This is a genomic window from Pseudomonas agronomica, from assembly GCF_025917275.1.
In the GTDB taxonomy this organism is placed as follows: Bacteria; Pseudomonadota; Gammaproteobacteria; order Pseudomonadales; family Pseudomonadaceae; genus Aquipseudomonas; species Aquipseudomonas agronomica.
In genome coordinates, this window is record NZ_JAOSHO010000121.1 from 1 (window position 1) to 12,373 (window position 12,373).

The following is a 12,373-nucleotide window of genomic DNA, read 5'->3' on the forward strand; positions in this document are numbered from 1 at the left end:
CGGCTCACTTGAATTTCAAGCGAAAGATCAGAAGATCGCAGGCTTCGCCAGCTCCTACAAAAGGCTCAGCAGGCGCCCTCGCCAACAGGTCAGCTCATTCCCAACCAGTTCGGCAGAACCAGCGAAATCCACGGCACATAGGTGATCAACACCAGGAACGCCAGCAGGATCATCAGCCACGGCATGGCTGCGCGGATGGTGGCCGTCAGCGACATGCCGGTCACCGCCGAGGTGACGAACAGGTTCAAGCCCACCGGTGGCGTGATCAGGCCGATTTCCAGGTTCACCACCATGATGATGCCCAGGTGAATCGGATCGATGCCCAGCTTCATGGCGATCGGGAACAGGATCGGCGCCAGGATCAGGATGATCGCCGACGGTTCCATGAACGCACCGGCAATCAGCAGCACGATGTTCACCACCAGCAGGAAGGTCACTGGCGTCAGCCCGGCCTCGATCACCCACGCGGTGATTTGTTGTGGCAGTTGCTCGGTGGTCAGCACGTGGGCGAAGAGCATGGCGTTGGCGATGATGAACATCAGCATGATGCTCAGCTTGGCCGACTCCAACAGCACCTTGGGCGTCTCGCGGAACGTCAGGTCCTTATAGACGAACAGTGCGATAAACGCCGAATACACTGCCGCGACCGCCGCTGCTTCGGTGGGTGTGAACATCCCCGAATAGATCCCGCCGAGGATGATGACCATCAGCAGCAGGCCCCAGATCGCCTTGCGTGCCGCTGTCAGCCATTCCCGCAAGGTTGCCCTGGGCAAGGCCGGCAGGTTTTTCTTCACCGCGACGATGTAGATCGCCACCATCAAGAACACACCCAGCAACAAGCCCGGCACCACACCGGCCATGAACAACTTGCCCACCGAGGTTTCTGTCGCGGCGGCGTACACCACCATCACGATCGAAGGCGGAATCAGGATGCCCAGGGTCCCGGCGTTGCAGACGATGCCGGCGCCAAACGCTTGTGGATAACCCGAGCGCACCATGCCGGCAATCGCGATGGAGCCCACCGCCGCGACCGTCGCGGGGCTGGAACCGGACAGCGCTGCAAACAACATGCACGCCAACACTGCCGCAATCGCCAGGCCGCCACGGATATGCCCGACGCAGGCGTTGGCGAAGTCGATCAGCCGCCGCGCCACACCGCCCGTGGTCATGAACGCACCGGCCAGCAGGAAGAACGGAATCGCCAGCAACGTATAGTGTTCGCTGGTTTCGAACAGCTTGATCGCCAGGGAACGTACGGAGTCGGGGCTGAAGAATATGATCGTCAGCGAGCCGGCCAGGCCCAGGGAAATGGCGATGGGTACGCCGATAAACATCAACACGAACAACGCAATGAACAGGAAGGCAATGGTCATGGCTTGTCTTCCTCGATCTCGGTCAGCTTGATCGCTTCCGCCGCTTCATCGGCCAGGCCCAGGCCCGTCTGGCGATTCATCAGGATGCGTACGAAAATTTCCGCGAAACGGATAAACACCAGGGCGAATCCTACGGGCACGATTAACCCGACATGCCACTGCATGATGCCGAAGTGGCCGAGGTCTTCGGCGCCGATTCCAGCAATCATCAAGGTGTTGATCCACTCGTAACTCGCCACGGCCAGCAACCCGGCATAACCCAGGCAGCACAGGCAGGCGATCACGCCGATGAACCGCTGTACCGGTTTGCTCGCCAGTTTCACCAGCGCATCGACGCCGATGTGCCCGGCGGTCCGCACGCCGTAGGAAAGACCGAAGAAAATCAGCCAGCCAAACAGCGCCTTGGTCAGGGCGCTGCTCCAGGTCATCGCCTGGGCCATGCCCATGATTCCATCGCCAATGGCGAACATCGACTCGCTGGCGGCGGGCCAGTTATCCCCGAGGCTGTAGAAAACCGCGTAGAGGTTGTTGAGGACCACATAGACGAACGTGACGAGCGTCATGGCGGCCAGGAGGAAAGCAATGAAACCTTCCTCGAAGTGTTCCCAGGTGCGCCGAAGGGCGTTCATGGATGACATCTCCTGCAAGAGGACGACAGGCCGGCATTGCCAGGGCGGCAACGCCGGCCAACCCATTACTGAGCCTTGTTGGAGGCTTCGGCGGCTTTGATCAGATCGGCGCCGATGTCACCTTCGAACATCTTCCAGACCGGTTTCATCTGCTCGCGCCATTCGTTGCGCTGTTCAGGCGTGAGGGTGATGATTTCGGTGGTCTTGGCCTCGAGGATGCGCTGTTTGTCATGCTCGTTGAGCTGGGCCGCCTCTTTGTTCACTTGAGCGGTGACTTCCACCACGATCTTGTCCAGTTCAGTGCGGATGTCCGGCGGCAGGCCGTTCCAGAACTTGGTGTTGGTGATAAGCATGTAGTCGAGCACACCGTGGTTGGATTCGGTGATGTACTTCTGCACTTCATGCATCTTCTGGCTGTAGATGTTCGAGTACGGGTTCTCCGCACCGTTGACCACACCGGTCTGCAGGCCTTGGTACACCTCGGCGAAACTCATCTTGCGCGGGTTGGCCCTGACGGCCTTGAACTGCTCTTCGAGCACGGCAGACGCCTGCACGCGGAACTTCAGGCCACGGGCATCCTTGGGGGCACGCAGCGGTTTGTTGGCAGACAACTGCTTCATGCCGTTGTGCCAATAGGCCAGACCGGTGATGTTCTTGCTTTCCATGGACTTGAGCAGTTTCTGGCCTTCAGGGCTCAACTGGAAACGGTCCACGGCGGAGATGTCGTCAAACAGGAAGGGCAAGTCGAACAATTGCACGGTCTTGGTGTACTGCTCGAACTTGGCCAGCGACGGCGCGATCATTTGTACATCGCCCAGGAGCAGGGCTTCCATTTCCTTTCCGTCGCCGAACAGCGAGGAGTTAGGGTACACCTCGACTTTGACTTTGCCCGGCAGTCGCTCTTCCACCAACTTCTTGAACAGCAATGCACCTTGGCCTTTAGGGGTTTGTTCGGCCACTACATGCGAAAATTTGATGACCACCGGATCGGCTGCCATAGCCGAGCCCAGCGCGCTGAGGGCCAGCGTGCAGACGAGTGCTTTCCACATAGGTTTGAACATCGGAGTTTCCTTTTATTTTTAGTTTTGCCCGTGCGGGCTCATTCAAAACACAACGCACGGTGGGACAGTTGCAAGTCTAGGCAGAAATCAGCTTGCTGGGGCATTGTGACATCAAGTGCAGCGTATTACTGCGTCTGGTTGGACGCTTCGGCGGCCTGGATCAGGTCCGGGCCGATGTCCTTTTCAAACTTCGCCCATACCGGTTTCATCGTCTCGCGCCAGGCGTTGCGCTCCTGCTGCGTGAGGGTAACGATTTCGGTGGTCTTGGCTTCAAGTACGCGCTGGCGGTCCAGTTCGTTCAACCGCTGTGCCTCTTTGTTGGCATGAGCAGTTGCCTCGACCACGATCTTTTCCAGTTCGGGGCGAATATCCGCTGGCAAGCCATTCCAGAAATCGGAAGTGGTAATGAGCATGTAATCGAGAATGCCGTGGTTCGTCTCGGTGACGTATTTCTGCACTTCATACAGCTTTTGGTCGTAGAAGTTCGAGTAGGGGTTCTCGGTGCCGTTGACCACGCCTGTGCGCAAGCCTTGGTACACCACGGAGAAAATCATCCTTTGCGCCTTGGCGTTCAAGGTCTTGAACTGTTCGGTGAGCACTGCGGAATCCTGCACTCGGAACGTCAGACCCTGGGCATCTTCGGGGTTGCGCAATACTCGGTTGGCCGACAACTGCTTCATGCCGTTGTGCCAATACGCCAGGCCGGTGATGTTGTTGCGCTCCATGGAGTGCAATAACTTCTGGCCAGCCGGGCTCGTTTGAAAACGGTCTACTGCGGCAATATCCTGAAACAAAAAAGGCAGGTCGAAGAGCTGCAAGGTTTTGGTGTATTGGTCGAACTTGGCCAGCGACCGCGCAATGATCTGCACGTCCCCCAAGAGCAACGCTTCCATTTCCTTGTCATCGCCGTACAGCGTGGAGTTGGGGTAAACCTCCACCTTGACCCTGCCTGGCAGGCGCTCCTCCACCAGCTTCTGGAACATCAAGGCGCCCTGGCCCTTGGGCGTCTGCTCGCCCACCACGTGGGAGAACTTGATCACGATGGGCTCGGCGGCGGCGGAGCCCAAGGCGCCGAGGGCCAGGAAACAGATGAGCGTTTTCAGCATGGTCTTGAACATTTGCCGGGTTTCCTCTGCATAGTCATGTGCACTGTTTCGCCAATGAAACAGCTGCAAGTCTAGGAGAAAAAACGCGGGGGACTGGGCGAGAAGAGGGCCTTCTCGCCGGCACCTCCTGGCCTGGCCGAATCAGGCTAGCTAGCGCTCAAGGCTCCAGCGACGGCCCCTTCAACTCGATCTGATTGCCATCCGGATCGCAGCAATAAATCGACAATCCCGTACCCTCCGCGCCAAAACGCATCTGCGCTTTCTCGACGGCCAACCCGGCTGCGCGCAGATGAGCGAGCAGGGCCTGCTCGTCAAACGGCTCGATGCGCAGGCAGAAGTGATCGACGTTATGGCCCTGCTTGCCGGCCGCCGCGCCACCCTGACGGCCCAAAGGTCCGTCGACATCCACCAGGTCGATCATCGATGCACCGGCTCCGAGGTGGATCAGGCCCAGATCGTCCCGACGTTTCCTGAGCTCGCAGCCGAACACCGACGTATAGAAGGCGAGGCTGCGCTCGATGTCTGTCACACGCAGGACGATGTGGTCGATGCGCTCAATGCTGAAGTTCTTCATGTCGGCCTCCGCATGGGTTCTGGCTCCAATGGGTCAAGTCACTGTAGCCAACAATTCCCACGGCGGGCGCGAGCTGATTCCAGGCAATGACAGGCTGTGTGGTATGACGACTTTTAGAGTCGTCATCTTCATGGCAAGGATGGCGTGACGAAAAATCTCCTATTTGTTTGGCTTTGTGGGTTGACATGCCTGGGTAAACATTCAAATAATCCGCCATGTTGTATGACGACATACAAATGCAAAATAACAACACGGTGGCCCCTTCCATGAGAATCACAGGCGTTCACGTCGAAATCTTTTCCACCCCGTCGCGTCGCGCCCAAGACAGTGCCGGCCACGCCCATCCCGGCGACGAAGTCATGATCAAGATGGCCCTGCTGCGAATCAGTTGCGACGATGGATCGGAGGGTTATGCCTTCGGTACGCCTGAGTTGATTCGCCCGCACATCATCGAATCCTTCGTGCGCAAGGTGCTGATCGGTCGCGATCCGATGGACCGGGAAAGCATCTGGCAGGACTTGGCGCACTGGCAGCGCGGCAGCGCCGGGCAATTCACCGATCGGGCGCTGGCCCTGGTGGAACAAGCCTTGTGGGACTTGGCCGGACGCAGGCTGAAGTTGCCGGTGCACAAGCTCATCGGCGGTTACCGCGACAAGGTCCTGGCCTATGGCTCGACGATGTGCGGTGACGATTTGCCGGGTGGTCTGTCGACGCCGGATGAGTACGGTCAGTTTGCCGAGAAGCTGGTCAAGCGCGGCTACAAGGCAATCAAGCTGCACACCTGGATGCCGCCGATTTCCTTCGCGCCAAACCCGCAAATGGACATCCAGGCCTGCGCCGCCGTGCGTGAGGCGGTTGGTCCGGATATCGCGCTCATGCTTGATGGCTACCACTGGTACAGCCGCATGGATGCGCTGACCATCGGCAAGGCCCTGGAGAAGCTGAATTTCGCCTGGTTTGAAGAGCCGATGATGGAGGACTCCGCCGAATCCTATGCCTGGCTGGCGGCCAACCTGGATATCCCGGTGCTGGGTCCGGAGAGCATCGCCGGTAAATTTCACAGCCGCGCCAGTTGGGTCTCGCAGAAGTCTTGCGACATCCTGCGCGCCGGCGTGGCCGGCGTCGGCGGCATCGGGCCGTGCCTGAAGGTGGCGCACCTGGCCGAGTCGTTCGGCATGGATTGCGAGGTCCACGGCAACGGCGCGGCGAACCTCGCCGTGGTGGGGGCGATCAGTAATTGTCGCTGGTACGAGCGTGGCCTGCTGCACCCGTTTCTCGACTACGAGGAAGTGCCGGCGCACCTCAACAGCCTCGTCGATCCGATGGACGCCGACGGTTATGTGCATCTGTCGGATCGGCCGGGGTTGGGCGAGGACATCAACTTCGCGTATATCGAAGCCAATACATTATCCCGGCACTGATGGCGCACTGCGTCCGAGGCTGAACGGCTCGGACGACAAGTCTTTATAAATATAAGAAAGGACTGAACCATGAAACTCTGGCCCAAGCGCCTGACCAGGCTGCTGTGTGTCATCGTGGCCCTGTGCACCGTGCAGGCGCCCGTCAGCCTGGCCCAAGGCGAAACACCCGCCGACCAATTGGTGGTGGGCATGAGCATGATCAACCTGCTGTCCCTCGACCCGGCTGCCGCGACGGGGCTCGAAGTGGCCGAGGTCAACGCCAACGTCTATGACATGCTCCTGGAGCAAGACGCGGCGAAGCCGGACACGCTGATTCCCGCCCTGGCCAAAAGCTGGGAAATCAGCCCGGACCGTATGCGCCTCACCTTTCAATTGCGCGACGACGTGCGCTTTCACTCCGGTGCACCGTTCACTGCGCAAGACGTCGCGTGGTCCTTGCAGCGCGTGGTCACGCTCAATCGCGCCCTGGCTTCGACCTGGAAAGCCTACGGCTTCACCGCCGAAAACGTCGTCAAACTGATGCGCGCCGAAGGGCCGCACACCTTTGTCATGGAGCTGCCGCGCAGCACCGATCCGTTGCTGGTGCTCAACACGTTGGCGACCTCGCCCAGTGCCTTCATCGTCGATCGCTCGGTGGCCTTGCAGCATCAGGTCGGCGACGATCAGGGCGCGGCGTGGCTGGCCACGCATACGGCCGGGTCCGGCGCGTTCAAGCTGGATATCTGGCGCGCCAACGACGTGATCCTGATGAGTCGCAACGATGACTACTGGCGCGGCGCGCCGAAGTTGCGCCGGGTGATCATGCGCAACATGACCGAGTCCCAGGCGCTGCGCCTGATGGTCGAACGCGGTGACCTGGACGTTGCCCGCGGCATGGCGGCCACCGACATCAAGGCCCTGGGCGCGGTCGATGACGTGCACATCCAGAGCATCGCCCGGGGCACGCTGTACTACGTGGCGTTGAGCATGCAGCAGCCGCTCTTCCAGGACATCCGCGTGCGCCAGGCGATCCGATTGTTGATCGACTACCAGGGCATCAACGACGTGGTGATGCCGCACTACGGCGTGATCAACCAACGGCCGATGCAACTGGGCTTGCCGGCGCGCCTGGACGATCCGGGTTATCGCCTGGACGTAGCCAAGGCCAAGCGCCTGCTGGCGGAAGCCGGTCACGCCGACGGCTTCAAGGTGAGCATCCGCTCGCTGACCGATCCACCGTTCATCAACATCGCCACCAGCCTGCAAGCGACGCTCGCCCAAGCGGGCATCCAGGCGACGATCATCACCGGCACCGGCAACCAGATCTACGGGGCGATGCGCGACCGTCAATTCGACATCCTCGTCGGGCGTGGCGGCGGCGGGGCGGAGCGCCATCCGCATTCGAGCCTGCGCGCCCTGGTGTACAACCCGGACAACCGCACCGAAGCCAAGTTGAGCAACTTCCAGGGCTGGCGCACCTCGTTCTTCGACCCGCAGCTCAACCAGTTGATCGAGCAGGCCGAGCGCGAGCGCGACCCCGAGCGCCAGCGGCAGATGTATGCCCAGGTCCAGACCCTCTACGACCAACAGGCCGGGGCAATCATGCCGGTCTCGCAAATGGTCGACGAGGTGGTGATCCACGCCGACGTGCGCAACTACATTGGCCACACCGCCGCCACCACGCGCCTTCGGGACGTCTACAAGCAGCGCTGAAATCGACGGCCCCACGGCCAAGGCAGGAATGAATATGTCGACTGCATCCTTTTCAATCTGGACCACCCGGGCCGCTTCGGCGACCCGGCGCGGCGGCTCGGTGGCGGTGACGCTGCTGGGGTTGCTGCTGCTGACTTTCTTTATCGGACGGGTGATGCCGCTGGACCCGGTGCTGGCCATCGTCGGCCCGGACGCCGACGCTTCGGCCTACGCCCAGGTGTACCAGGAGCTGGGCCTGGACAAACCGTTGTGGACCCAATTCGCGATCTACCTCGGCGACTTGATCCACGGTGACTTCGGCATGGCCTTGCTGACCGGCAACCCGGTCATCACCGACATCGCCCGGGTGTTTCCGGCCACGTTGGAACTGGCGACCCTGGCCATTCTGTTCGGCGTGCTGGCGGGGCTGCCGCTGGGTGTCTACGCGGCGACCCATCAGGGCCGTGCCGGTGACCATGTCGCTCGGCTGATCACGCTGTTCGGTTACTCCACGCCGATTTTCTGGATCGGCATGATGGCTTTCCTGGTGTTCTACGCCTGGTTGGGTTGGGCCGGCGGTGTCGGGCGGATCGGCCTGGCTTATGACGGGTTGATTCCGACGCACACCGGGCTGTTGTTGATCGACACTGCCTGGTCCGGCGATTGGGAAGCCTTTCGCAGCGCACTGCGGCACATCCTGCTCCCGGCGGTGATCCTCAGTTTCAACTCGGTCGCCTACATCAGTCGCATGACCCGCAGCTTCATGCTTGAGCAGTTGTCCCAGGAGTACATCATCACCGCCCGGGTCAAGGGTCTGTCCCAGCGCAAGATCGTCTGGGGCCACGCCTTCGGCAACATCCGCGTGCAGCTGTTGACCATTGTTGCGCTGGCCTACGGCGGGTTGCTCGAAGGCGCGGTGCTGATCGAAACCGTCTTCGCCTGGCCGGGCTTCGGGCAGTACCTGACGAGCAGTCTGTTGCTCGGCGACATGAACGCGGTGATGGCTTGCGTGCTGTTGATCGGCCTCATCTTCGTGACGCTGAACCTGATCAGCGATGCGCTCTACAAGATCTTCGACCCGAGGACCCGCTAATGAACCTGCCCCTTGCTTCCAGCGCAGCCGGCAGTGCCGCGCTGCCCGCTTCGAGTACGGCTGCGCTGGTGGCCAGCGCCACTCGACTGCTGCGATTTCTGCTGCGCAACCCGATGACGTTTGCCGGCCTGGTTGTGGTCTCGACCTTGATGGTGGTGGCGGCGTTGGCGCCGTGGATCGCCGGTCACGATCCCTTGTTGCAGAACCTTGCCGGCGCGTTGCAAGCGCCCAGCAGCGCGCATTGGTTCGGCACGGACGAATACGGTCGCGATGTGTTCGCCCGGCTGGTGTATGGCTCGCGCGTCACGCTGTACATCGTCTTGCTGGTGACGGTGATCGTCGGTCCGATCGGCCTGTTGGTCGGCACCGTTTCCGGTTACTTCGGCGGTTGGGTCGACAGCCTGTTCATGCGCATCACCGACATCTTCATCTCGTTCCCCAGCCTGGTGTTGGCGCTGGCTTTCATTGCCGCCCTCGGCCCGGGCCTGGAGCATGCGGTGATCGCCATCGCACTCACCGCCTGGCCGCCGATTGCCCGGCTCGCTCGCGCCGAAACGCTGCCGCTGCGCAACGCTGACTTCGTCGTCGCGGTTCAACTTCAAGGCGCGTCGAGTACCCGGATCATCCTGCGCCACATCATTCCGATGTGCCTGTCGTCGGTGATCATCCGCCTGACCATGAACATGGCGAGCATCATCCTCACCGCCGCTGCCCTGGGCTTTCTCGGCCTCGGCGCCCAGGCGCCGCTGCCGGAGTGGGGCGCGATGATCTCCACCGGGCGGCGCTACATGCTCGAAAGCTGGTGGCTGGTGGCGGCGCCCGGTGCGGCGATCATGCTGGTCAGCCTGGCCTTCAACCTGTTGGGCGACGGCTTGCGCGACGTCCTCGACCCCCGCAGCCAATCCTGAGGAAAGTCCCATGACTGAGATAAAACTGGCCGTACAGGATTTGTGCGTTGAGTTTCGCAATGCGGGCAAAACCTCGCTGGCGGTGCGCGATGTGTCGTTCACCCTGGGCCGGGAAAAACTCGCAATCGTCGGTGAATCCGGCTCGGGTAAATCGACTGTCGGCCGCAGCCTTTTGCGTCTGCATCCTCCGACGGCGCGGGTCACCGCCAAGACCCTGCGTTTTGCCAATATCGACTTGCTGGGCGCCAGCGAAAAGCAGATCCAGGCGATTCGCGGGGCGCGCATGTCGATGATCATGCAGGACCCGAAATATTCGCTGAACCCGGTGGTGCGTGTTGGCGAGCAAATCGCCGAGGCGTATCTCGCTCACCACAAGGTGCCCCATCGCCAAGCCCGGGAGCGGGCGCTGGACATGCTCGCCAAGGTGCACATCCGCGACCCTCGGCGGGTTTATGACCTGTATCCACACGAGGTCTCGGGCGGCATGGGCCAGCGGATCATGATCGCCATGATGGTCATCACCGATCCCCAGGTGATCATCGCCGACGAGCCCACATCGGCGCTGGACGTGTCGGTGCGCCGGCAGGTGCTCAACGTGCTGGAAGAGTTGGTCTGCGAGCGTGACCTCGGGCTGATTTTCATCAGCCACGACCTGAACCTGGTGCGGCATTTCTGTGATCGGGTGCTGGTGATGTACGCCGGCCGCGTGGTCGAGTCGATTGCCGCCGCCGACCTGGACAACGCCACCCATCCGTACACCCAAGGCTTGTTGGCGGCGTTGCCGAGCCTGGACCATCCGCGCGCCACGCTGCCGGTGTTGCAGCGCGACCCACACTGGTTGAACCCTTGAGGAGCCTGTCATGAGCATGATTGAAATCTCCGGCCTGAACCTCAGTTTCGGCACCGGCACGGCATTGAACGCGGTATTGCATGACGTCGATTTGAGCGTCGCTGAAGGTGAAGCCTTCGGGCTGGTGGGGGAGTCCGGTTCGGGCAAGACCACCGTGCTGCGTTGCCTGGCCGGACAGTACCAGCACTGGACCGGTCAACTGCAAATTGCCGGTCGGGCGGTGACACGCAAGCTGCCGCTGGACCACTACCGCACCGTTCAGATGGTTTTCCAGGACCCGTACGCCTCGCTGCATCCGCGCTACACCATCGACGCCGCGTTGCAGGAACCGTTGCGCATTCACGGCATCGACGGGCGTGGGCAAAAGGTCAGCGAGATCCTGCGCAAGGTCGGCTTGAACGACAGCTTTCGCTTTCGTTATCCGCATCAATTGTCCGGCGGCCAGCGCCAGCGCGTGGCGATTGCCCGGGCGCTGATCCTGCGCCCAAGAGTGTTGCTGCTGGATGAGCCAACCTCGGCGCTGGACGTCTCGGTGCAGGCGGAAATCCTCAACCTGTTGGCCGAACTGCGCCGCCAGGAAGGGCTGACTTATTTGATGGTCACCCACGACCTGGCCGTCGTTGCGCATTTGTGCGATCGGCTGGCGGTGATGCAGCAGGGCAGGGTAGTGGAGACACTCGACAGTCATCGGCTGGCAAACGATGGCGCTGCCCATGAATACACGCGCCTGCTGGTGCAAGCCAGCCGCGACATACAACGAGTCCCTATCGCCGTTTGAAGTAACTAACCCGCTGTACCTGTTTTAAACCGCAGAACACGTTGAACCGCACGTTTCAATGCGCGCACGCGCTCGCCTGCGATTTGGCGTTCAACCCAACTATTGATTTCAACTTACAAGAATAAAAAACATGAAAAAGACCCTGGTAGTTTTGTCGATCGCTTCGCTGTTCACTTCGGTTGTCGCTCAGGCGGATACCGGTTATATCAACGTCCGCCATCAATACGCTGAAAAGACCCGCATGCACGCCGACCGCGCCAAGTTCGGCATCAGGCTGGATAACGGTGTGGGCCTGGAAGGCGAACTCAAATACAAGACTGCCGGTGACCGGGAAGATGTCGCTTTCGACAACACCGTCGGCAGCGGCCACGAATTTACCGTCAACTACCAGCACAAGATCGATGATCGCTGGACGCTGACGCCTTCGTTCGCCATGGAGAGCGACGAGGAGTCCACCACCTACAAGACGGGCATGCGCCTGGGCTACAAGATCACGAAAGAACTGAGCATCGCCGGTCGCTATCGCTACGACGTCAGCAAGCTGGACCGTGACCAGGTCGATCGCGACGTGCCGGACAATGCCCAGGACGACCAGACGATTCATCGCTACGACGTCTACATCAACTATGCGGATCAAGGACCGTGGGCGTATGAATATCAACTGACGTATTTCGATGCCGATTACATCCGCTATGACGGCGGCACCGATGACTATGAGCAGAATGCCGTGGTCAAGTACAAATGGGATAAGCGCTGGGCACCGTTTTTCGAAGTCGGTGATATCAAGGTCAACTCGGTGGACAGTGACCGTCAACTGCGGTTGCGGGTGGGGATCCAGTACAACTTCTTTTGAGTTGTGGGAGAGGTAGTCAACACTGAATAAAACTGTGGGAGCGAGCTTGCTCGCGA

12 protein-coding genes are annotated in these 12,373 nt (G+C 60.6%); 7 read left to right on the plus strand and 5 right to left on the minus strand.

Annotated features, from left to right (window positions below):
• Positions 1 to 89: 89 nt before the first annotated feature.
• The 5 genes from dctM to OC610_RS11575 all read right to left on the minus strand — a co-directional run bounded on the left by dctM (position 90) and on the right by OC610_RS11575 (position 4,743).
• The gene (gene dctM / locus OC610_RS11555) at positions 90 to 1,373 is read right to left on the minus strand and encodes a C4-dicarboxylate TRAP transporter large permease protein DctM (protein WP_264427884.1); all 1,284 of its coding nucleotides are present in this window, start codon (positions 1,371 to 1,373) and stop codon (positions 90 to 92) included.
• Entirely contained in the window at positions 1,370 to 2,002 is a 633-nt protein-coding gene (locus OC610_RS11560; protein WP_264427885.1) for a TRAP transporter small permease, read from the minus strand. Before OC610_RS11560 ends, dctM begins: the two co-directional genes overlap by 4 nt.
• A 65-nt stretch (positions 2,003 to 2,067) precedes the next feature.
• Positions 2,068 to 3,063, minus strand: coding sequence for a C4-dicarboxylate TRAP substrate-binding protein DctP (gene dctP / locus OC610_RS11565; protein ID WP_264427886.1), 996 nt, complete (start codon positions 3,061 to 3,063; stop codon positions 2,068 to 2,070).
• 125 nt (positions 3,064 to 3,188) lie between these two features.
• A complete protein-coding gene (locus OC610_RS11570; protein ID WP_269807964.1) occupies positions 3,189 to 4,181 on the minus strand; it encodes a TRAP transporter substrate-binding protein in 993 nt (330 codons plus the stop codon).
• Between the two features lie 145 nt (positions 4,182 to 4,326).
• A complete protein-coding gene (locus OC610_RS11575) occupies positions 4,327 to 4,743 on the minus strand; it encodes a VOC family protein (RefSeq protein WP_264427887.1) in 417 nt (138 codons plus the stop codon).
• A gap of 266 nt (positions 4,744 to 5,009) precedes the next feature.
• On the opposite strand from OC610_RS11575, the gene OC610_RS11580 reads away from it, so the two are divergent.
• From OC610_RS11580 to OC610_RS11610, 7 genes are all read left to right on the plus strand, one after another.
• Positions 5,010 to 6,164 (plus strand): mandelate racemase family protein, encoded by a 1,155-nt coding sequence (locus OC610_RS11580; RefSeq protein WP_264427888.1) that lies wholly within the window; start codon positions 5,010 to 5,012, stop codon positions 6,162 to 6,164.
• A gap of 69 nt (positions 6,165 to 6,233) precedes the next feature.
• Complete coding sequence (locus OC610_RS11585) at positions 6,234 to 7,856, plus strand: ABC transporter substrate-binding protein (protein WP_264427889.1); 1,623 nt, start codon at positions 6,234 to 6,236, stop codon at positions 7,854 to 7,856.
• Positions 7,857 to 7,890: 34 nt separating this feature from the next.
• Positions 7,891 to 8,928 (plus strand): ABC transporter permease, encoded by a 1,038-nt coding sequence (locus OC610_RS11590; RefSeq protein WP_264427890.1) that lies wholly within the window; start codon positions 7,891 to 7,893, stop codon positions 8,926 to 8,928.
• Complete coding sequence (locus OC610_RS11595) at positions 8,928 to 9,836, plus strand: ABC transporter permease (protein ID WP_264427891.1); 909 nt, start codon at positions 8,928 to 8,930, stop codon at positions 9,834 to 9,836. Before OC610_RS11590 ends, OC610_RS11595 begins: the two co-directional genes overlap by 1 nt.
• A 10-nt stretch (positions 9,837 to 9,846) precedes the next feature.
• Positions 9,847 to 10,686, plus strand: a complete 840-nt coding sequence (locus OC610_RS11600; RefSeq protein WP_264427892.1) for an ABC transporter ATP-binding protein — start codon at positions 9,847 to 9,849, stop codon at positions 10,684 to 10,686.
• Positions 10,687 to 10,696: 10 nt separating this feature from the next.
• Positions 10,697 to 11,464: an ABC transporter ATP-binding protein gene (locus OC610_RS11605; RefSeq protein ID WP_264427893.1), complete on the plus strand. Its 768-nt coding sequence runs from the start codon at positions 10,697 to 10,699 to the stop codon at positions 11,462 to 11,464.
• A 130-nt stretch (positions 11,465 to 11,594) separates the two neighbouring features.
• Positions 11,595 to 12,317, plus strand: a complete 723-nt coding sequence (locus OC610_RS11610; protein ID WP_264427894.1) for an oligogalacturonate-specific porin KdgM family protein — start codon at positions 11,595 to 11,597, stop codon at positions 12,315 to 12,317.
• Positions 12,318 to 12,373: the final 56 nt, after the last annotated feature.